This window comes from Salegentibacter agarivorans (assembly GCF_900113135.1).
GTDB classification, from domain to species: Bacteria; Bacteroidota; Bacteroidia; order Flavobacteriales; family Flavobacteriaceae; genus Salegentibacter; species Salegentibacter agarivorans.
Window position 1 is genome coordinate 102287 of the sequence record NZ_FOOH01000001.1, and the last position, 20624, is coordinate 122910.

At 35.0% G+C, this 20624-nt stretch carries 20 protein-coding genes; 6 read left to right on the forward strand and 14 right to left on the reverse strand.

All coding sequences use genetic code 11. The annotated features are described in order from the left end of the window. Positions 1–54: 54 nt before the first annotated feature. Positions 55–1125 carry a hypothetical protein gene (locus BM084_RS00510; RefSeq protein WP_075326256.1) on the forward strand — a complete coding sequence of 357 codons (1071 nt, stop codon included), beginning with the start codon at positions 55–57 and terminating at the stop codon, positions 1123–1125. A 106-nt stretch (positions 1126–1231) separates the two neighbouring features. Here the strand turns inward: BM084_RS00510 and BM084_RS00515 are convergent, their stop codons facing one another. From BM084_RS00515 to BM084_RS00545, 7 genes are all read right to left on the reverse strand, one after another. Beyond that, positions 1232–2290 (reverse strand): nucleoid-associated protein, encoded by a 1059-nt coding sequence (locus BM084_RS00515; RefSeq protein ID WP_075326257.1) that lies wholly within the window; start codon positions 2288–2290, stop codon positions 1232–1234. 283 nt (positions 2291–2573) lie between these two features. After that, positions 2574–3083, reverse strand: a complete 510-nt coding sequence (locus BM084_RS00520) for an IS1096 element passenger TnpR family protein (protein WP_075326258.1) — start codon at positions 3081–3083, stop codon at positions 2574–2576. Positions 3084–3107: 24 nt separating this feature from the next. Next, a complete protein-coding gene (locus BM084_RS00525) occupies positions 3108–4133 on the reverse strand; it encodes a COX15/CtaA family protein (protein ID WP_093302004.1) in 1026 nt (341 codons plus the stop codon). A gap of 32 nt (positions 4134–4165) precedes the next feature. Beyond that, positions 4166–5599 carry a CCA tRNA nucleotidyltransferase gene (locus BM084_RS00530; protein ID WP_075326260.1) on the reverse strand — a complete coding sequence of 478 codons (1434 nt, stop codon included), beginning with the start codon at positions 5597–5599 and terminating at the stop codon, positions 4166–4168. A 178-nt stretch (positions 5600–5777) separates the two neighbouring features. Beyond that, the gene (locus tag BM084_RS00535) at positions 5778–6347 is read right to left on the reverse strand and encodes an L-threonylcarbamoyladenylate synthase (RefSeq protein WP_075326261.1); all 570 of its coding nucleotides are present in this window, start codon (positions 6345–6347) and stop codon (positions 5778–5780) included. Next, positions 6334–7449: a glycosyltransferase family 4 protein gene (locus tag BM084_RS00540; RefSeq protein ID WP_075326262.1), complete on the reverse strand. Its 1116-nt coding sequence runs from the start codon at positions 7447–7449 to the stop codon at positions 6334–6336. Before BM084_RS00540 ends, BM084_RS00535 begins: the two co-directional genes overlap by 14 nt. Before the next feature lie 99 nt (positions 7450–7548). Further along, complete coding sequence (locus BM084_RS00545) at positions 7549–8310, reverse strand: DUF5672 family protein (RefSeq protein WP_093302007.1); 762 nt, start codon at positions 8308–8310, stop codon at positions 7549–7551. A gap of 206 nt (positions 8311–8516) precedes the next feature. Between BM084_RS00545 and BM084_RS00550 the strand changes: the two genes are divergently transcribed. Beyond that, complete coding sequence (locus tag BM084_RS00550; protein WP_075326264.1) at positions 8517–9260, forward strand: lipopolysaccharide kinase InaA family protein; 744 nt, start codon at positions 8517–8519, stop codon at positions 9258–9260. Positions 9261–9283: 23 nt separating this feature from the next. Continuing rightward, positions 9284–10132, forward strand: coding sequence for a glycosyltransferase (locus BM084_RS00555; protein WP_093302010.1), 849 nt, complete (start codon positions 9284–9286; stop codon positions 10130–10132). A 98-nt stretch (positions 10133–10230) separates the two neighbouring features. Here BM084_RS00555 and BM084_RS00560 read toward each other — a convergent pair whose 3' ends face one another. Genes BM084_RS00560 through BM084_RS00570 form a run of 3 tightly spaced genes read right to left on the reverse strand, consistent with a single transcriptional unit; the run spans position 10231 to position 13204 of the window. Beyond that, entirely contained in the window at positions 10231–11292 is a 1062-nt protein-coding gene (locus BM084_RS00560) for a CDP-glycerol glycerophosphotransferase family protein (RefSeq protein WP_093302012.1), read from the reverse strand. Then, positions 11292–12353: a glycosyltransferase family 9 protein gene (locus BM084_RS00565; protein WP_075326267.1), complete on the reverse strand. Its 1062-nt coding sequence runs from the start codon at positions 12351–12353 to the stop codon at positions 11292–11294. Before BM084_RS00565 ends, BM084_RS00560 begins: the two co-directional genes overlap by 1 nt. Positions 12354–12388: 35 nt before the next feature. After that, complete coding sequence (locus tag BM084_RS00570) at positions 12389–13204, reverse strand: 2,3,4,5-tetrahydropyridine-2,6-dicarboxylate N-succinyltransferase (RefSeq protein ID WP_075326268.1); 816 nt, start codon at positions 13202–13204, stop codon at positions 12389–12391. Positions 13205–13292: 88 nt separating this feature from the next. Here BM084_RS00570 and ruvX point away from each other — a divergent pair, with 88 nt between their 5' ends. The 3 genes from ruvX to BM084_RS00585 all read left to right on the forward strand — a co-directional run bounded on the left by ruvX (position 13293) and on the right by BM084_RS00585 (position 14902). Next, entirely contained in the window at positions 13293–13700 is a 408-nt protein-coding gene (ruvX, locus tag BM084_RS00575) for a Holliday junction resolvase RuvX (RefSeq protein WP_075326269.1), read from the forward strand. A 113-nt stretch (positions 13701–13813) separates the two neighbouring features. Then, complete coding sequence (gene def / locus BM084_RS00580) at positions 13814–14404, forward strand: peptide deformylase (protein ID WP_075326270.1); 591 nt, start codon at positions 13814–13816, stop codon at positions 14402–14404. Between the two features lie 60 nt (positions 14405–14464). Beyond that, a complete protein-coding gene (locus tag BM084_RS00585) occupies positions 14465–14902 on the forward strand; it encodes a DUF5606 family protein (RefSeq protein ID WP_075326271.1) in 438 nt (145 codons plus the stop codon). Between the two features lie 113 nt (positions 14903–15015). On the opposite strand, the gene BM084_RS00590 is transcribed toward BM084_RS00585, so the two are convergent. The 4 genes from BM084_RS00590 to smpB all read right to left on the reverse strand — a co-directional run bounded on the left by BM084_RS00590 (position 15016) and on the right by smpB (position 20557). Next, a complete protein-coding gene (locus tag BM084_RS00590; protein ID WP_075326272.1) occupies positions 15016–16269 on the reverse strand; it encodes a hypothetical protein in 1254 nt (417 codons plus the stop codon). A gap of 82 nt (positions 16270–16351) precedes the next feature. Then, positions 16352–18841 carry a DUF5686 and carboxypeptidase regulatory-like domain-containing protein gene (locus tag BM084_RS00595; protein ID WP_093302015.1) on the reverse strand — a complete coding sequence of 830 codons (2490 nt, stop codon included), beginning with the start codon at positions 18839–18841 and terminating at the stop codon, positions 16352–16354. Positions 18842–18906: 65 nt separating this feature from the next. Further along, on the reverse strand, positions 18907–20085 hold the full coding sequence (locus tag BM084_RS00600) for an MFS transporter (RefSeq protein ID WP_093302018.1): 1179 nt from the start codon (positions 20083–20085) through the stop codon (positions 18907–18909). 7 nt (positions 20086–20092) lie between these two features. Then, complete coding sequence (gene smpB / locus BM084_RS00605; protein WP_075326275.1) at positions 20093–20557, reverse strand: SsrA-binding protein SmpB; 465 nt, start codon at positions 20555–20557, stop codon at positions 20093–20095. Positions 20558–20624: the final 67 nt, after the last annotated feature.

Here is a 20624-nt window from a genome sequence, read left to right on the forward strand (position 1 = left end):
ATTGTTACAGATTTCGCTTGAGAAAGCTTATTTTTGAGAAAAAGCATACATAATATGGAAGAAAAGCTGATGTCTAAAAAGAAACCTTCATTTGCCGTAAATGAAAGGTTGAACCGATATCTGGCCAAACATAACCGAAACACTAAAATTCCGGTTTTCTATGATGATTTATTGCGCTTTTCCGGATCGGTGGTGGTGTACGATCAGCACGAAGAAGATACATTTTGGGTACGCTGCTATTATCCAGATTTTGAACGGGAAGAAATAGATAACAGCCTGAAACAGGTGTACACCATTATGCATTCAGATGGGAGTGACGACTCGCTGGAATTCTTAAATGTTGATGCTATAGATTATTGCACCTTCGGAAATTCAAAACCTTTTCGTATAAAAGTGCGAAATATTTTGAATGATAGTTTTACCTATTTCTATGTAAAAAAAGCTGATGCTTCCAGGATCTATGGACTCGAATTTGAACATTTGCTTTCTCCACACCGAATAAATTTTCTGGTTTATAAAGACACTTTAATTGAAGAACATATTGCCGGAATTCCGGGTGATGTATTTATTGAAGATCATTTGCCGAGTTGTGATAATAGGGCACAAACGCAAATTGCAAAACAATTTGTAAAGTTTAATGAACGTTGCACCGTAAGGCTTTTGGGCGATATGCGTTCTTATAATTACGTGGTGATTCCCACGCACGATTTTGACCATGTGGAATATCAAATTAGGGCAATAGATTTTGACCAGCAATGTTTTGAAGGGAATTTAAAAGTTTATCGTCCGCAGTTTTTTAAAGAGAATTTAAAAATGGTGGAGTTGGTGCAGGACAAACTCCAGGAATCTTCAATAGAACAGTATAGAAAAGAAGAGCGTTCCCTGCTGGCAAAAAGGATTATTAATACCCGCCCGCGATACAAAGAATTGCTGCGTTGTATGATTAACGATCACGTTTCTACCCAGGCGAATGTAAAAACCTTAAGAAGCGACCTCTATAAATATACCAAGGATATTAAGTTTAAGCGTGCCAGTACTATGGGCCAGATTCTTAGAACGGCGCTAGATTTTGTACGCCGCAATTATGAAGATGTAAATATGAAACGTTTGCTGGAAAGTTCGTAGGAATAAAAAAGCCCTCACAGGTATCAAAAATCTGTGAGGGCCGGTTATCTCTCTAAATCCACAAAAATTATTGGTGGATTCGTGGCTATTTTTTCAGAAAATTTTCTTAACTTTTCTCTTCCTTATTAAAATAAACAAGGTAGTAATACATTTGCTTTTCTTCGTCCCAGCCTTTTTCCACAAACTTATCGGCAGACTCTGCGTTTACAAAGTCCATTTTAATCTGAATATGCGTATCAAGATTAATTACGCTTTTAATTTTCTTTCTCGCATCGGTTACTGCTTTGTTGGCGATAGGGAAATTGGTAAGATCTTCAATTTTGTATTTTGGTGCTTTTTCGGTTTTATAATGCTGAAATTCAGGTAATAATTCGGGATTATCTATTACCGAATTCAGGAAATTACTTTCTTCAAAATCATCGTTTTTCGCGAAGTAATCCATACTTCGGTTCATAAACATCACCTCTTCTTTTTTATCTTCGGCAGGTAAAACTACATCTTTAGCGAAGTTCTTGCAGAAGTTTAGATAACTTTTGGTATTGTAATTCTCATCGCGCATTACATCTACCCCTAAAAAGTTTTCCAGCCAGTATTTGGTATCGTATTTATTAGAATCTACTGAAAGGATTTTATAACCTTCTTCACGGTTTTTATTGAAAATTAGTGCGCCTTTATCGAGTTTGTTGAGATTTATTCCTTGTTGAACAATCATCTCCAAAATACTGCCATTTTCTTCAAACTGAAGAAAATCGTGCTTTAATTCAGATTTAAAAATCCCGATTCCGGAAACCTTTTCATTATCTATTTGCAGGTTTTCAAAATAAACCACATAAACTTCACCGCTTTTTATGTGCGGGTGAGAAGATTGCTCAAACAATAAAGTAGTGATCTTTTTTGAAGCTTCGTGAATATTTCCCGGATCGTCAAAAACTGCATTCGCCAGGTTATATAATTCGTTGAATTCAAGATCGGTTTCGTGAGAAAAATTGAAATAATTTTCCTCTTTTTCTCTAAAAGGTTTTAGAAAATATTCCTTTATCAAAGGAGTTATTTCATCGTTTAATTGATAAGGAGCCGCAGAGAGAAAAATATTCTCGTTTCGGCTTTTGTTCCCAACCCTGTGAATAGAAAGGGATTCAATTTGCGCATTAAAAAGGTTGATCATTCAGTATATAATTTTTGTCATTTCCGAGAAGTCGGAAATCTATTTTAATCATCTCCGTCCCAATAAATATCGGGATAAACTGCAGCGGAAATCTTATTTTATTAGTAAGGTATGACGAATTAAATTTAATATCAATTCGTCATTGAGGATTACTTCACTCCATTCTTAATTACGATTCTTAATGAAATAGGAACGACTTAGATCCTGAAATAATCCCGACGCCTCGGGACAGGATAATGGTAAACCAAGATCCCGAAACAAGTTCGGTATAATTGCTTCGCAATTAATTCCAGTTTTCATCAAAAGAAAGATCGTCGTAATCGTTGGTGTTAAATCCCTGGTCAAACATATCTCCACCACCGGCGTCTTCATCGTCTTCGCCTACAAAATCTTTATCCGGTGCACTATCAGGCAATTGGCCGTGAACAAACATAAGGTTTGGGTAATCTCTACCAGCTTCAATTTCACCAATCTGGGCAAGTTCAATTAAGAAAGTCCACATCTTTAGAAAATCGTAAATATAGATTATATTTCTATTGTCTTCATCTAAAATAGACTCGAGGCTGGTTTCGTTCATTAATCGTACTTCACCGCCCATATCAAACTGAGAGAATTCTTCTCCCTGTTCCCATTTTTCATCGCTTAAATAGAAGGAAGCCATTTCTGTGCCATCAAAGCCAAACGACTGTAAAATGGTGTTATGAAGGTCTTCCAGGCTACTTTCCTGTAGTATTTCTATATCCCTAAATACATCTTCTTCAGCATCAAGAATTACTCTAAATCGGTAAACCATAATATCAAATTTTAAGGGGCAAAGTTACAAAGTTTTCAACTTTCTGCCCGCCGCAAAGCTTTCCAATAATAAATAAAACTGAAATCCGAACAATATTGAGGCAATTACTAAATGGAGCGGTTGCGAAAGAAATGGAAAATCAAAATTATACATCGCAATTCCGGTAGCGATTTCTAATAATAGTAGTATTAAGACCCAGTTTATCTTTCCAAATTGAAGCTGAAGTTTTCGGTTTTTCCACCATAGAACAAGGTTTACAAAAAGAACAAGAATTGAAAAACTGCGGTGTACATAGAAGTTAAGGTCGGGATTAGCTAACCATAATTCTTTTGCATCGTATCCAAGTATTTTAACCTGTTCATCAACCAGCTGTCTTACCTGGGTTCCTAAAACCACCTGGATTAGTGTTAATCCCACGGCGAGAATCATTAAATTTCTAAATGTTCTATTCGGAACTTTGTTTTTTACTTTTTCTTCGGCAATAAATAATAAATAGAGAAGAAGGGCCACAATTACCAGGGCCATAACCATATGAATGGTGATTCTAACCGGCGATAAAACAGAATACACTACGGTGGCACCCAGCCACGCCTGGAATCCCATAAGAAAAACGCTAAGCCAGGAGAGGAGAGTGATTCGTTTTCTTTTTTTCCATTTTTTGAAGGAAAGTACTGCCATAATTAGCACGGCAAAACCGGCTAAAGCACCCGCGAGCCTATTTATATATTCCACCCAGGTATGCGCAGGATTAAAAATAGCGTAATCGTGTTTGGTGTAAGTTTCCCAGTTTTCTTCGGAATATTTTTCTTCAGAAGTAAAATCGGTTGCGGCTACTTTCAAAGTCTCATCCACAATTATCACCTGTCCTTTTTCATATTCTCGATTGGCCTGAAATTCCAATTCTGAAACTTCTGTAGGTGGAATATAATAACCGAAACATTTTGGCCAGTCTGGACAACCCATTCCTGACCCTGTCATTCTTACCACTGCACCGGCAATAATTACCAGGTAAACCAGGATAAGGGAAATTTTAACCGATTTTCTATACATTTTATTCAATCTTTATTTCTAGTGCAAACTGCCTACTGAGACTGCCCACTGTTTACTGATAAGCCCAGTTCTTTTCCCTTTTTTAGCATCAATTCCCTGGCCGCTTCGTGTTCGTTGGGAATTTCTCCTTCCAGAATTGCTTCTTTAATGGTTTCTTTTATTATACCTATTTCCCGGGAAGGTTTAATATTAAAAGTTTTCATAATTTCTTCGCCACTTACCGGAGGTTGAAATTGACGAACGTGATCGCGTTCTTCTACCTCTTTCATCTTAGTGCGAACCACCTTAAAATTATTGTGGTACTGTTTATAGCGCTTCGGATTCTTAGTAGTTATATCGGCCTCACAAAGTGTCATTAAATCTTCAATATCTTCTCCTGCGTCAAAAATAAGTCGGCGAACGGCAGAGTCGGTTACGTCGTTATCCACAATCGCAATAGGACGGGAGCTCATTAAAACCAATTTCTGAACATATTTCATCTTATCGTTAAGCGGAAGACGAAGTCGTTTAAATAGTTTGAAAACCATTTTTGCGCCCACAAACTCGTGCCCGTGAAAGGTCCAACCGATTTTCTTATGGAATTTTTTAGTCGGCGCTTTTCCAATATCGTGTAATAAAGCAGCCCAGCGAAGCCAAAGATCATCGGTGTTTTCTGAAATATTATCCACTACTTCCAGGGTATGCCAGAAATTATCTTTGTGTTTTTGGCCTTCAATTTCGTCTATGCCTTCCAAAGCGGTTAATTCTGGCATTATAATATGAAGTAATCCTGTTTTATGTAATAGCGAAAAACCATTTGAAGGTTTTTCGGCCAGCATTATTTTATGCAGCTCCTCGGTAATTCTTTCTTTCGAAATAATCTTGATGCGTTTCTTATTTCTGGTAATCGCATCTAAAGATTCCTCTTCAATCTTAAAATTAAGTTGCGTGGCAAAACGAATAGCACGAAGCATTCGAAGTGGATCATCAGAATACGTGATATCGGGATCTAACGGAGTTTTAATGATTTTAAACTTCAAATCTTCAAACCCATTAAAAGGATCTAAAAGATTTCCGAAGTTATTTTCATTCAAACCAAGCGCCAGAGCGTTTATAGTGAAATCTCTACGATTTTGGTCATCTTCTAAAGTACCGTCTTCCACGATGGGTTTGCGACTGTCTTTTTGATAGCTTTCTTTGCGAGCGCCTACAAATTCAATTTCCATATCATATGCGCGGAGCATCGCAGTACCGTAATTTTTAAAAACCTGTACTTTTGGTTTATGCGGAAGGAGTTTAGCTACTTTTCTAGCTAATTCTATCCCACTGCCCACCGCAACTATGTCAATATCTTTAGGCTCACCACGTTGCAAAATATGATCCCGAACAAAGCCTCCTATAACATAACTTTCCAGATTGAGTTCTTCTGAGGCCTGGGTAATGACTCTAAAAATATTGTGGGTTAAGGCTCCTTTATAATTCTTCACTATTGTAATTTCTTTGTAAACTTTTAAATCGTTAAAGCCCTTTCATTTTGAACTCTTTTGCGGGGATTCTTAGGAAACGTCATCCTGAATTTATTTCAGGATCTAAGTTGTTAATAGTTAAAAGATCTTAGAAGCTGAAACAAGTTCAGCTTGACGGAAAAAAGTTATTTAATTGCACTTATTTCCTAATCACTTTTACCTTCCCATCATTGCTTAATTTAATGATGGCCGAGGGTTTAGCCGATTTTTTATTTTTCTGCAAATTTACTATATAGTCCACACCTTCTAAAATTTCGGGGCTTATTTCAGCGAAAGATCCGGGTGTTTTTTCACCACTTATGTTGGCCGATGTAGAAACAATTGGTTTTCTAAATCTTTTTGCCAAATCGTTACTGAATTTATCTTTTGAAACCCTAATTGCCAAAGAATTATCATCGGCAATTAAATTTTCGGCTACGCGAATTGGATCGTCATAAATAATGGTTGTGGGTTTTCTGGCAAATTTTAAGATATCGTAAGCTACTTCCGGCACATCTTCTACAAATTGATTGAGCATTTTATAATCTGAAACCAGGCAAATAAGCGCCTGACTTTCATGTCGATTTTTAAGTTTATAAACTTTTTCTACCGCTTCAGCATTGGTGGCATCGCAACCAATTCCCCAAACCGTATCGGTAGGGTAGAGTATAAGTCCGCCGCGCTTTAAAGTGGCTAAGGCGTTTTGTATTTCGGTTTTAAGATCTTCCATAAAGGACGTTTTTGTATTCTTGTAGTGTTTGTTTTGCCATTTGTTTAGTAGTAAAATTTTCTACCAATTTTCTATGCGCATTTTCAGTAAGACGCGGAATTAACTCCCGGTTTTTTTCTAGAAACAGGATATGTTCAGCCAGTTTTTCAGCATCCAAAGCATCGGCTAAAAATCCGTTTTCTAAATGGCTCACAATTTCGGGAATTCCACCCACATTTGTAGCAATTACAGGAACTTTGTGGTAAAAAGCTTCGTAGATTACATTGGGGAGACCTTCTACCTGGGAGGTTAAAAGGAAATAATCAAAAATTTTAAAGAATCTTGATGCATTATTTTTAAATCCGTAGCATTTAACGTGGTCTTCCAGTCTTAGTTCTTTCAGTCGTTTCAACAAATGCGGGGTTTCCCTAAAATAAAATCCAATTTGTACAAAGTAAAGATCTGTGCGGTTTTCGGTATAAATTAAATGGTGCGCGACTTTTAGAAAAGTTTCCAGGTCTTTTGGCCAAATATGGTTAGCAATGTTTCCTATAATGGTTTTCTCTTTCGGAATATTCAATTCGGCTAAGAGGTCTTCCCTCTTGCTCTTAAATTGCTCTCTTTCCAGTCTAAAACCGTGATAGATTTTCACAAGTTTTGAAGAATCATTAATATTTTCTCCAATTATGTTTTTACTCTTTTCGGAAACACAAAGTATCTTTTTAATTTTTGGATAATTGTATTTATAAAGAGTACGTTTTCTATCTCTAATAGGAAAAGAGGTTTTTTTGCTGAAGATAAAAGGTGGTAGTGATGTAAACTTATCTGCGAATACAGCAAAAGCCAATGCTGTAGGATCGTGAATATGAATAAGGTTAATTTGCTTTGTTTTAACCAGGCTAATTAATTTAATAATATATCGAAAATCAAAATTGGTTATAATAGGCGCAGCGGCATACGGCAGGTTATTATTTTGAAGGCTTTTTTCAAATAGATCACCTTTTTTGCATAGAACAAAATTGTTTACTTCCGGGTTTGATTCAGCCAGTTCCAAACATAAATTCTCAATATGTTTTTCCCCACCGCCCCAGTTTCTAACAGCCGAAAGATGGAGAATATTCATATTTTATAATTGATTATTTGGACTGAAATTAAGGACAAAACTACGGTAAAATTACAAATATTTTAATGCCAAAGGCCGGGTTAGAGTAATTGTTATAGCTTATTTCTTTTGAAATTGCGCTTTAATTATTGGCATCCAGAAATCAACAACTTTTGGTTTATTAAATCCATGGCAACCCAATGGTAATTGGCCTGCATTTATTTTTAAACCAATTTTAGGTTTTCTATCCAGCGCAAATGCAGCAGCAATTTTATAGTCGGGAATGTTGAAATTTGGGAAATATTCAGGTACTTTTAAAGACCAAAATACATCTTCAATAGCATAAATTTCATCTTTTTTCTCAAGCTGTTCTTTAATTAGAGGGGCAAGTTCGTTGGAAATTTGATAAAAAACCTGTGTTTTACGCAGGGAAAGCCCTCCATTTCCTACCTTATAAAAAATAGGAGCCCTTTTTTTCTTCTTTTTAGATTGAAAAGGTTTTAAGATTTTGGAAGTAAGGTTATTGGTAGCCAACCAGGGTGCTCCAATATAATCGTAAGATTTACTACACCAATTTTCTAATTCATTTTTAAAGATAAAAGCATCTAATTGATGAATTAAAATATAGTCATAATTTAGAAAGCGTTCGTAAAAGTGAGAGGCTAACATTAAGCTATTATAACCAGAAATACCTTTAAAATAATGAGTTTCAAATTCTTCAAAAGTTAGATTAAATTTTTCGTAAGATTGTTTATTAAAATTTTTTGGGCAAATAATAAATACTGGAAAATCGCCAAGAATTTGTAAGCATTGCATCAAAGAAATTTCTTCCATTTTAGACATTTCTTGCTTGTAAACAGGAATCACAACTGCGGCGCTCATTTCGTCATATTAACTTTAGGGACGAATATAATATTAAATTTGTAGTTTAATTATTCTAAACCATATCTCGCTTAACCTAATTCATTATTTGAATTCAAATTCAACAAAAACGCGGCTGTATTCATAATATTTGGTCGCTATTTATACTTTTGGATATATTATATCCTAAATTTGCCGCTATAGCGATTTTAGCTTAATTAGTTTCTATGAAAATTATAACTTCAGAAAATCACCGGCATCTCCAGGCTGAAATTGAAAATTTAATTCACAATTTTAATGAAACCGGTGACATGCTGGTAGACGGGAAGCGTAATAAACTGAAATTATTTGAATTAAAAGGAATTAAGGTAAACGTGAAATCTTTTAAAATTCCCAATGCCGTAAATAAAATAGCTTATCGCTTTGTTAGAAAATCTAAAGCCGAACGTTCTTTTAAATATGCTGAATATTTATTGAGTAAGAAAGTAGGTACTCCTCAGCCTATTGCTTATGTAGAAGAGACCACTGCTTTTTCTTTTTTACGAAGTTTTTATTTAAGTGAGCAGCTGAGTTATGATTTGACATACAGAGAGATTGATTTAAATAAATCCGGTCACGAAGCCATTTTAAGAGCATTTACACGGTTTATTTTTGAACTTCACGAGAAAGAAATTGAGTTTCTGGATAATTCACCCGGCAATACATTGATCAGGTTAAATGAGGGGAATCCTAAATTTTTCCTGGTAGATTTAAATAGAATGAATTTTAAAGCTCTTAATTTTTCAGAACGAATGAAAAATTTCTCGAGGCTAACGCAAGAAAAGGAGGTGGTGAGAATTATGGCCAACGAATATGCGAAGCAAATTGATAAAAATGAAGAAGAGGTTTTTGAGGCTATGTGGTTTTATATTAGAAAATTCCAGGAAAGTTTTGTTCGCAAAAAAGCATTTAAGAAAAAATTCAAACTTTAGAGAGTCAATTTTAATTTACAATTATGTTTCAACACTATATTCTTACACGCTTTAATTTAAGAGCTGAAGACTGGACTACCACAAAAAATAATGAAAAAGTACTCACCGAAGAATGGTTAGAAGAGCGCTTTGATTTATTTGAAAATTTTTGTTTTACATCGGTTAAAAATCAAACTAATCAAAACTTTAAATGGTTAGTTTTCTTTGATATTAATACTCCTGAAGTTTATAAAGAAAAAGTAGAAAATTATAGAAAATCTTACGATAATTTTCTTCCATTTTTTATTGATGGAATGAATAATTTTTTACCGGAAATTGTAAATAATATTAATAAGCTCGATTCCCAGGAATATATAATTACCTCCCGGCTAGATAATGATGATTGTATTCATGAGAATTATACCAATGTAGTGCAAAGCTATTTTAAAAAACAAGATCACCAGGCGCTTGATATCATTGAGGGCTATACCCTGGAAACAGGAAAAAACACACGTTTAGGAGCTTTAACAAAATTGAATAACCCTTTTATTAGCCTCATAGAAAAAAAGGAAGATTTTAAAACGGTTTGGTTTAGAAATCGTCATGGTTCCTGGAAATATGAAAAAAATATGACCAGAATTAAAAACCAAAGACTCTGGTTGAGTATTATTCACTCAAAAAATAAAGTAAATAGATTTTCGGGCTACGGAAATGTAGACCCTAAAAAACTTTATGAATTCCATATTTCAAAAGAACGAACTGCAGAAATTATGGAGAATTTAGTGAGCTTTAATTCCTGGAGAATTTTGAGCTTTAAAAACAGGCTAAGCTTAACAAGTAAAAGATATTACAAAGATTTTAAAGCCTTTATTGGTGTTTATAAAAATAAGTAGTTGGGATTTAAATATTTTCAGGATAAAGTTATTTTCTGTTTAAATTACTACCGAAATTTCATCTACGGAATTTTAATCATTGAAAAATATCTCCTTAATTAATAGGTAGGAGGTTTGCGATAAGTTTTTATGGGGTAGAAGCCCAGGTTTTTACGCACTTTTAGTTTTCGAATAATATTTAATGGTTTTGGTTTTAAATAGCTTTTATCGGCGTGTAAGAAATCTATAGCAGCTTCAATAAGTCGTTCGCTGGATTTGCCATCCTTATAAGGATGCATGTTTGCATTGAATTCTCGAATTTCTTCCAATAAACTCACATCAGGATCAAGTGCATTTTGCAAGGCATTCTCAATTTTATTAACTTCAGTTATATTAATTAAATGGGGTCCGGGTTGGCTGTTTCTAAAAGTTACTACCGGTTTTTCCTGAAGCAGAAATTCAGTAACCACCGAGGTTGAATCTGCTAAAAGCACATCGCTTTCCTGGAACAACGGAATAAGATCTGTGGTGTCATAATACTTAAGGTTTTCGTTTTCAATTTCCCTAAATTTATCAAGCCTTTCCTGTGGTAATTTGGGATGAAGCACAACCTTAAATTGCCATTCTCCATTTTTAGAAATACGTTCTATTTCCTTAATCACTTCGTCGTTATAAGCCAGGCTAAGCTTTTTGCTAAAAGTGGAGGATACTAAAATTGTTGGTTTCTCGTGAGGCACTTCTACCAGCGGAAATAAAGGATCAAGTTTTGGCCAACCTGTTTCCACCACTTCAAAATGCTGATGTTTTTTTTGTAGGTCTTTAAAGGGTTTAGTAGTAAATGGTCCTTGCGTGGTATAAAGATCAAAAAAACCACGAATTCTAAAATGCCCTTTGGTAAAATTTCGTTTACTCGGAGCTATACCATGAAAAACCTGCACTTTTAAACCCGGCAGAAAATCGGCAATATTATTGGTAATACTTAAAATAATATGCGGTTGGTAATCTATAACCGACTGGATATTTTGTAAAACCACTTTGTCTTTACTAAACTTTGCTTTGGTTTCTTCTGCATCGGCAAACCATTTTATCTCATACCCCCGCTTTTGGATTTCCTTTTCTAAAGGCTCTCCAATGGGAAATGCATAGCTATAACTTATATATATTAAGAATTTATAATTCATTATTTAAGTCTTTCCAGAAATTTTATTAAATAAGGCTTAATAAAATGCGGTTTAAATTTTTTGTAAAGTGCCGGAGTTTTTTTGCGTATCTGTTGTTTAGATTTGTTTTTAAATTCTTCGGGAAAATAGTCTTCAAGATGAGTAGACACCTGTTTTAGTCCATCTTCATAAATATTCCAGTTTATTCTTTTAATTGAAGGAGAAAAAATTGCGAAAGTGGGAATATTAATTGCTTTTGCCATATTTATGGCACCTCCTTCATTACCTATCATTGCATCGCAATAGCTTGTTAATGCCATAAACTCCCTTAAACTTTTTCCGAAAATCTTTAGATGAATATGTTGTTGCGTTCCAGGCAAACAATGATTATAAACTTTTAAAGCTTTTTCTGTTTGAGAAGGAATATAATTAAATAAAAGATTTCCAGAGGTTTCCTGTACAATTACATCTAATAATTCAGCCAAATACTCAGCCGGATAGGTCTTTTCTGAAGAACTTCCCAGTACTGAAATCATAAAGAGTGATGTTTCACCTAAAAGCCCTTTATCATCTAATATACTTTTCGCCTTTAGTGATTCTTCTTCAGTTAAATATATTTTAGGTTTTATAGCTAAAGTTGGGCTTAAATTTAAAGGCTTTAAAAACTGAAGTCGTTTTTCTATAGCCACCCCAGCTTCTATTTCGGGCTTTATATTTCTATTAAATACCCTGTTATATAAAAATGAAGTATACCATTTTTTATAGGAAATCCTCATTTCAGCATTAGTGAAACCCGTTATGATAGCTGAGTTTGCTTTAGAGTAAACATCTATAACCACCTGGTACTTTTCTTTTCTAATCTTAAAAAGAAATTTGAGAAAATTAAATGGATTTTTGTATTTCTGTGGATGAAACGAAATAACCTTGTCTATAAAAGGGTTATTTTCTATTACGGGTTTAGTATGCGGGTAAATTAAATAATGTAATTCAGCTTCCGGATACTTCTTCCGAATGGCTTCAAATAAGATTGAGGATGTAAGAACATCCCCAATCATTTTTTGCTGAATTATAAGTATTTTCATTGGCAATTCTACTCGTAGCTTTCCTATAGCTAAAATTACACCGCGACATTATATTCGCGCAAAGCATCATTTAGCGAAGTCTTTTTATTGGTAGACTCTTTTCGTTTTCCAATAATAAGGGCGCAGGGTACATTATATTCTCCTGCAGGGAATTTCTTGGTATAACTACCCGGAATAACTACCGATCTTGCCGGTACAATTCCTTTCATTTCTTTAGGTTCATCGCCGGTAACATCAATAATTTTAGTTGAAGCAGTTAGCACTACATTCGCGCCTAAAACGGCTTCTTTTTCAACTTTAACACCTTCAACCACAATACTTCTTGATCCTAAAAATGCATTATCTTCAATAATTACCGGTGCAGCTTGCAATGGTTCTAAAACACCACCAATTCCAACGCCACCACTAAGGTGGACGTTTTTACCAATTTGAGCGCAACTACCAACGGTAGCCCAGGTATCTACCATGGTACCTTCGTCTACATAAGCGCCAATATTTACATAACTCGGCATCATGATTACTCCGCTGGAAATATAGGCTCCATGTCGTGCTACAGCATTAGGAACCACTCGAATTCCCTTTTCTTTATAACCTCTCTTTAATGGAATTTTATCATGGTATTCAAAAATCCCGGCCTCTAAGGTTTCCATTTTTTGGATAGGGAAATAAAGCACCACTCCCTTTTTCACCCATTCGTTTACCTGCCAACCGTTTTTGGTAGGTTCGGCGGTTCTTAATTTACCTGCATCTAATAGAGATACAACTTCGCGAATGGCCTTTATGGTTTCTGTCTCTTTTAGTAAATCCCGGTTTTCCCAGGCTTCATTGATCTTAGCTTCTAAATGATCCATTTTTCTTGATTTTTAGCAAATATAAGAGCTTAAGGCTAAATTTTGGTGGTAAAGCAATATAAACATTACCTTTGCGCAAATTTTGCAGATGGCACGAATTATGGCACTTGATTTTGGGACAAAACGCACCGGTATTGCCGTAAGTGATGAACTAAAAATGATTGCTTCGGGACTTACTACAGTAAAGACTCCTGAATTGCTTGAATTTCTTGAGAAATATTTTACTGCAGAAAATGTTGAATTGGTGTTGGTGGGAGAACCCAAGCAAAAAGATGATTCAGCTTCTGAAAGTGAGGTGTATATACAGGAATTTTTAAAAGTTTTTACTAAAAAATTTCCGAAAATGCCGGTAAAAAGAATAGATGAACGGTTCACCTCAAAAATGGCATTTCAGTCTATGATAGACAGCGGACTCAAAAAGAAAAAGCGTAGAGATAAGGCACTTATAGATGAAATAAGCGCGACGATTATTCTGCAAACTTATTTATACGAATAATTAAATAAGGATAAATAATAAATTAGAAGCTGAAACATCCTGAAGTTTCGGGACAGCTTAACATTAAAAAGACTTTTTTAAAAAGGTTATTATAAAAAAATAAAATCAAAAAAATGATTTTACCAATTGTAGCTTACGGAGATCCGGTTTTACGAAAAAAATGTAAAGAAATTCCGGAAGATTATCCAAAACTGGATGAGTTAATAGATAATATGTGGGAAACCATGTATAATGCTTTTGGAGTAGGTTTGGCAGCACCACAAATTGGTCGCCCTATTCGGTTATTCCTTGTAGATTCAAGTCCGTTTGCAGAAGATGAAGAACTGGAACTGCAGGAACGGGAAGAACTCAAAAAACTTAAAAAGGTTTTTATTAATCCTAAGATCGTGGAAGAAGAAGGGGAAGAATGGGCTTTTAACGAAGGTTGTTTAAGTATTCCTGAAATTAGAGAAGACGTATTTAGAAAGCCAAAGATTACTATAGAGTACCAGGATGAGAATTTTAATTCACATCGAGATACTTTTACCGGTTTGGCAGCGCGGGTAATTCAGCACGAATACGACCATATTGAAGGAATTTTATTTACCGATAAACTTTCCAGCTTAAAAAAGCGTTTGCTAAAAGGAAAACTCGCCGGCATTTCAAAAGGGAAAATAAAAATAGAGTATAAAATGCGTTTTCCGGAAATGAAAAAAGGCCGGTAATCACTTTGATAATTAGTTCTGGCAGCTGATATTTGCCAGCCAAAATTTAACACACACTTTATGGGATTAGATAAAATATTAGCGATTTCGGGAAAACCCGGTTTATATGAATTAACCGCTCAAAGTCGTGGCGGATTTATTGTAAAATCAATTCCTGACGGAAAAAAAATGGCCGTGAACATTCGCCATAACGTAAGTTTATTGAGCGAAATTGCTATTTATACGTACACGGAAGAAGTTCCGCTTGCAGAAATCTTTGAAAAGATCAAAGAAAAGGAAGATGGAGGAGAAGCAATTAGCCATAAATCTAATAAAACTGAATTGGAGAATTATTTCGCTGAAATTCTTCCGGATTATGATGTAGACCGGGTTTATGCCAGTGATATGAAAAAGATCTTTCAATGGTATAACCTTCTAATTAAAAACGGCATTACCGATTTTGCTACCACTGAAGAAGAAAATTCAGCCGATAAAGATAATTCCGGGGAAGAAGAATAGGCGACCTATGTTCCACTCGTCATTGCGAGGAACGAAGCAACCTTCTTAAAGATTTTTCATTTCTATGACATTCAAAAAAACCTCAGAGGTTCAAAATCTGTGAGGTTTTTATTTTATAAAATATTATAACCAAAATTTAAGGTGATTGGATTTTTTAGTTTACCGTTAAAGCCCTCATTTCTCATTACATTATTTATTGAATAAATAATTTCTAAACTCATTTTCTTGTACCTAATCCCAGTCCCTAGATCTATATTAGGATCTGCAATAGTTTTCTCAAATGTAAAATTCGATTGAAAGTTCTCCAAATTATAGGCTCCAGAAGGGTCTGTTAGGATATTGGCAACAGCAGCACCCTGAAGATATAGGTTTATATCCTTTTCCAGATGATAATAATACCTAATTCCCAAAGGAATTATTATACGAGAATAATCTATAAATAAGTCTTCCTTTTCTCCTGCCCAGGCGTCTGGATTGGAGGGTGTAAATCCTTTTTTGTAAATTAATGTTTCATTTGAGGTTTTGCTGTATTGAAAAGACGGAGAAGATAAAATAGAAAATTTATTATTAAGGAAGGGGAATATGTATTCTATTTCTACACCTAATCGTGGCGATAAGAATGAATCTGAATCTTGTTCATTTGAAAAAGATCCCATTTGTACAAATTTTATAGCCGAATAATATACTCCCGCTTTTACGGCCAGGTTCCATTCTCCTTTTCTTCTTTTATCGGTAAAATTCACGAATTTTTCTTCTTGACAATTGTTGTATTTAGTGAATATTTCAATTAATGAATTGTCTTTATATTTTAAATTAGAGAATTGTACCGGATCTATAGAATGGCATTCCAGATTATTTATTAATTGCTGTTTGTATCTATTGTTGGTTCTTATTTTTGTATCATCAACTAAATACTTTTTAAAAATTAGCGGTTCGATTTTTCCCTTATCCATACTATAGAAAAATCTTGCAGGGAGATTTTTAGATTTGTAAGAATATAAACTTGCTTTACCTTCTATAGCAACCTGCAGGAATAGTGTATCCAGAGTGTAGTTAGGATCTCTCTTATCATCCAAATTTTTATGGTCATCTTTAGAAAGATCTAAATTTACGATGGCTCTTTCAAATTTATAGGGTGTATTTAATATTTCAAAGACTTTTACTTCCTCAATTGATTTGTCTTTAATTTCATCATTTTGGGATAATTTATATTGAAAACCTTCTGGATTTTTTATTGCTTCAGGATTATCAATTAAACATTCTATTTTTTCTCCCTCATTATCGATAAAATATCCCGGTTGAAAATTTTGTGAATAAGATGATAGGCTAAAGCATAAAAGTGTAAAGCTTAATAATAATTTTTTCATTTTTTTTGAAGATGATTAGTGATAGCGAAGATATCTATACATCTTTTTTTAACAAAAAATTAAGGCTTTAATTTTAAGAAAATTAGTCCAATACCCCCAAAAACTTCAGTCCAAAAATAAAAGCGCCTTCCCGTTGGCCATCCATATTGGAGATCACGTAATCTAATCTTAGCAGTCTGTATTTTCCAAAACCGAGATTATCTATACCTACAGAATATTCAGAATAAGGTTTTTGGTCTTCTGTATAAAGTGCGTGCGCCCCAACAACTAAATTATAATTCAACTGATTTAAAAAGGGAATTTTCCCTAAAATCCAGCCTTTAAAATCGTGTTCGGCGTGAGCTTCAGCATAGGTATTATTAGTACTCATCGCATAATAGGGTAAAAGATTAAACCTTGATAAATTGATGAATCCATTGTTTACCCGCGTTTGATTGCCAATAAAATGGCGGTAATCTACAAACGCCATATCTTCAGCATTTAAAAACGTTCCCCCATTTAAGTTATAACCAAATTCACCTTTATTGCCCAGTTTAAATGTTTGTGTAACCGAAGCTTTAAATTGATCGAAATTATATTCTTCTATACTTGCACCAAAACCTTTTTCATAGCCTAAATACAGTGTAGGATATTTCTCGTTGTTAATATTAAATTTCCCACTTGGATAACTCATATATTTTTGTCCAAACCTAATTCGGGTATTAAGGTTTAGTTTAAAAATATCGTGTTCTCTAAATGGCACCGAACCCAAATTATCGGGTTGCAGAGGATTGTTTGAAGTGTATTGCACATCGTCATTATCAATGATTACCTGATCGGTAGTGTTGATTAATGGGTTCCTGCTTTCATAACTAAAGTCTCCAAAAAAATAGAGCCCGTTCATTATTTCCTGCTGATAAGCAATTTCAGCAAAGGAACGTTCGTAAAGCTTCAGGTAATTTCTTTCAAAAAAGATAGTGGTAATATCGTTTAATCGTTCAGAAATTGGAGTTCTGTCATTAATTTGTGCGGTTTCAATTCCGCCGGAAATACTTAAAACTGGCCTGCTGGAATTATTAAATTGTTTCTGAAACCCACCTTTTATCCTAAAGCGGTCATCACTGAATCCATAATTAAGTGTAGAGTACAAACGCCAGAATTCCCCGGAATTCTCATTTTCATTATCATTTTGGCGGTAAGAAATGGTGGTAGAAGTATTCCAGCCCTGCACGGTATTAAAGTGTGTACCCATAAGCGGGGAACTTATATTAAAATACCTGTCTTTGTGGGAATTTTGCCAGGAATAACCGAAAACAGGATCGGTTAAATTGAATTTATTTCGCACGTTATCTATAGAATCTAAATAGGGCATAGAATTTCTAAGTGTTTGAATGCTGTCTTTCTTTACATAATCGTTAATTTCTTCATCTGTTAAAGGCACCGGTCGCAATTTTTCCCAGTAAGCCGAATCTTTTTTATTGGCAGCTTCGGCAAAAGACATTATCTCTCTGCCAAAATCATTTTTATTGAATTCTGGGTCAAAATTATAATCGCTGTAAACCGCTGTAAATCTTCCATCTCCTGAAATTCCAAACATGGCAAATTCAAAATCTACCGTTTGTGAAATTTGAACATAAAACCCGTTTTCTTTAGAAAAGCGGTAGTTCTGTTTAAAATCTAAAGTCTCAATGGGAGGCACCTGTACGGCCTGACCGGTGGTTTGCAATTCTACACCAAAAATTTGCCAAAGCTCTTCAACAATATAAATATGGCCTGAAAAAACACGGTCTTTTTCACGCTTCGGGCTTACTTTTATCTTGTTGATGAGGTTCCCATTTTCATCATAAAAAATTCCATCTAACTTATAATCGTAATAGTTAAAAGCATATTCTGCGATTGGAGAAACCATTTCACTATTAATCTCAATGGTATTTTCATAAAATGAAAAATAAGATTCCTGCGCCGAGTTTAAACTGAAACCATTATCGTCGCCACTCACTTTAGAAGCAATAATCTTTTCCTTAAAATCATCGGGACGTTTGTATGAAATTTCAGAAATTGTTTCACTTAAATAAACGATACCGCTTCGGGTAGAGTCGAGTCCGCCGCCAAGATCGCCAACTTCCTGTCCCAGTATTTTTTCCGGGGCATTTTTAATTCGCCATAATCCGCGGGAATAATAATCGGCGGTATAAGCTTCAAGTTTTTCGGCGTTTCGTTTTCTGAAATCTATCGCTTTTCTGATTATCGCGTTTGCGGGATTTTCACCTGAAGAAATATTTACTTCATCCAGACTGGTAGTTTCGGGTATTAAGCTTATATCTAATTCGTGGGGAAATTCTTCAATTGAAATAGTTTTTTTCTGAGTTTGATAACCCAAAAACTGAAAGACTAAATTGTAATCTCCCGGCCTATTTATTTTTAGTTCATAAACGCCATTTTCATTAGTCGTAGTTCCAAATCTCCCATCTTCAGTATAAATATTGACATAGGGGAGCGTTTCGTTTTCCGTATCGGTAACCTTGCCGGTAATTTGGGCAGTTAAGTTAATTGATGAAAGAATAAGAAAAATGATGATGATTTTTTGATGCATGATGATGAATTTAAGAAGTGGCCAAATTAGGCAAAATAATTATGCTTAGTCTATTTATCTGTTTGCTAAAGCTGTACTTTTTTCTGAAATAATCCCCACAAACCCAGGGCAGGTCCTATAGCAAGCAAACTTAAACTATACACCGGTTCCAATTGATTCAAATAAGTAATTAACTGGATACTCACAATAGTAATGGCAAAACCTATGGAATTTACAATGGTAAGGGCTGTGCCTTTAATTTCCGGTGGGGCGTTTCTAGCTACCAATGTTGAGAATAGAGGTGAATCGGCGACTACCATAATTCCCCAAAAGCATAAAAATGAGATGAGTATTGTTGCTGAAGGCTGTAGAAAAATGAAAGGAAAAATTATACAACATAAACCCGATAGGAGTAAAGCGGTCGCAGCGGTTCGTTTTATCCCGGCAATTTCTGAAATATAACCACCCAAAACACAGGAAAGTCCGCCAATTCCAATAATTATAAATGACCAAAACGGAATATCAAAATTACTTTCGGGAAACGAAATTTTATAAGTCGCTAAAATAATTGGAACAAAAGCCCAAAAAGTATAGAGCTCCCACATATGCCCGAAATAACCAAAAGCGGCGCTAAGCAGATTTTTATTCTTAAAAACGCTAAAAACAGCATCAACTTTAAACTTGCCCTTTGCTTTTCTAAATGGACCGTTGGGAACAAATAGAAAAATTAAAAATCCGCCCAGAAATGCGAAACCGGAAGTGGCAATAATAACATAACGCCAGGGTAGGTTTTCGGTACCGGTGAAAGTCTTTAAAAAATGCGGAAAAGCAGTACCTAAAACCAGGGCTCCAACCAAATAACCGAGCGATTTCCCGAGGCCCATGTCATAATAATCTGCAGCGATCTTCATTCCTACAGGATAAATTCCAGCCAGGGAAAATCCTGTGAGAAAACGCAGTAAAAGTAAGGAGTTTAAATTGTTGTTTTCGAGAACAATTCCTAGGTTAAAAATTGCTCCAAAAACCGCAGAGATAAAGAAGAGTTTTGAAGGTGGAAACCGGTCGGCAAGGCTAAGAAAAGCAAAGATGAGCGTGCCCAGAATAAAACCGAATTGTACCGCAGAGGTTAAATGTCCTAAAGCTTCGTCTTGTAAATTAAAATTGAGGTAAAGCTCAGGCATCACCGCATTACCGGCAAACCAAAGCGAGGTGCAGCAAAACTGGGAAAAAACGATTAGCGGTAGAATCTGTTTTGCCGGCTGCATCCAGGATTTATTTGTATTCTTTCTTAATCCTGTCTAATTTTCGTTTGCTTTCGCGGTCTTTAATAGTCTCTCTTTTATCGTAGAGTTTTTTACCTTTTGCAAGCGCTATTTGCATTTTCGCGAGTCCGCGGTCGTTAATAAAAACTCGCAGCGGAATAATGGTAAGTCCGGAATTCTTTACTTCTTTTTCTAGTTTTCGTAATTCGCGGCGCTGCAAAAGGAGTTTCCGCTCACTTTTTGGATTATGGTTAAAATGAGTGGCGTGAGAATATTCTTCAACGTGCATATTAATCACGAATAATTCGTGATTCTGAAATTCACAAAAACTTTCGGCTATAGAAGCTTTTCCCTGCCTAATGGCTTTTATCTCGGTACCGGCCAGTTTTATCCCGGCCACATATTTATCGAGGATTTCATATTCAAACCGAGCCTTTCGATTTTTTATATTTATGGTATTGCTGGTCTTCTTCATAAGAAACAAAAATAGGAAGCTTTACAGAAACATTACCTGTATTTACAGAATTCGTAACACTTTATAT

Coding starts and splice junctions, on each gene's coding strand:
- BM084_RS00590 (WP_075326272.1), bottom strand. CDS start 16,269: ATGAAAAAATTATTATTAAGCTTTACACTTTTATGCTTTAGCCTATCA.
- BM084_RS00600 (WP_093302018.1), bottom strand. CDS start 20,085: ATGCAGCCGGCAAAACAGATTCTACCGCTAATCGTTTTTTCCCAGTTT.
- BM084_RS00515 (WP_075326257.1), bottom strand. CDS start 2,290: ATGATCAACCTTTTTAATGCGCAAATTGAATCCCTTTCTATTCACAGG.
- BM084_RS00560 (WP_093302012.1), bottom strand. CDS start 11,292: ATGAATTATAAATTCTTAATATATATAAGTTATAGCTATGCATTTCCC.
- BM084_RS00595 (WP_093302015.1), bottom strand. CDS start 18,841: ATGCATCAAAAAATCATCATCATTTTTCTTATTCTTTCATCAATTAAC.
- smpB (WP_075326275.1), bottom strand. CDS start 20,557: ATGAAGAAGACCAGCAATACCATAAATATAAAAAATCGAAAGGCTCGG.
- ruvX (WP_075326269.1), top strand. CDS start 13,293: ATGGCACGAATTATGGCACTTGATTTTGGGACAAAACGCACCGGTATT.
- BM084_RS00525 (WP_093302004.1), bottom strand. CDS start 4,133: ATGTATAGAAAATCGGTTAAAATTTCCCTTATCCTGGTTTACCTGGTA.
- BM084_RS00520 (WP_075326258.1), bottom strand. CDS start 3,083: ATGGTTTACCGATTTAGAGTAATTCTTGATGCTGAAGAAGATGTATTT.
- def (WP_075326270.1), top strand. CDS start 13,814: ATGATTTTACCAATTGTAGCTTACGGAGATCCGGTTTTACGAAAAAAA.
- BM084_RS00540 (WP_075326262.1), bottom strand. CDS start 7,449: ATGAATATTCTCCATCTTTCGGCTGTTAGAAACTGGGGCGGTGGGGAA.
- BM084_RS00555 (WP_093302010.1), top strand. CDS start 9,284: ATGTTTCAACACTATATTCTTACACGCTTTAATTTAAGAGCTGAAGAC.
- BM084_RS00565 (WP_075326267.1), bottom strand. CDS start 12,353: ATGAAAATACTTATAATTCAGCAAAAAATGATTGGGGATGTTCTTACA.
- BM084_RS00535 (WP_075326261.1), bottom strand. CDS start 6,347: ATGGAAGATCTTAAAACCGAAATACAAAACGCCTTAGCCACTTTAAAG.
- BM084_RS00550 (WP_075326264.1), top strand. CDS start 8,517: ATGAAAATTATAACTTCAGAAAATCACCGGCATCTCCAGGCTGAAATT.
- BM084_RS00510 (WP_075326256.1), top strand. CDS start 55: ATGGAAGAAAAGCTGATGTCTAAAAAGAAACCTTCATTTGCCGTAAAT.
- BM084_RS00585 (WP_075326271.1), top strand. CDS start 14,465: ATGGGATTAGATAAAATATTAGCGATTTCGGGAAAACCCGGTTTATAT.
- BM084_RS00570 (WP_075326268.1), bottom strand. CDS start 13,204: ATGGATCATTTAGAAGCTAAGATCAATGAAGCCTGGGAAAACCGGGAT.
- BM084_RS00545 (WP_093302007.1), bottom strand. CDS start 8,310: ATGAGCGCCGCAGTTGTGATTCCTGTTTACAAGCAAGAAATGTCTAAA.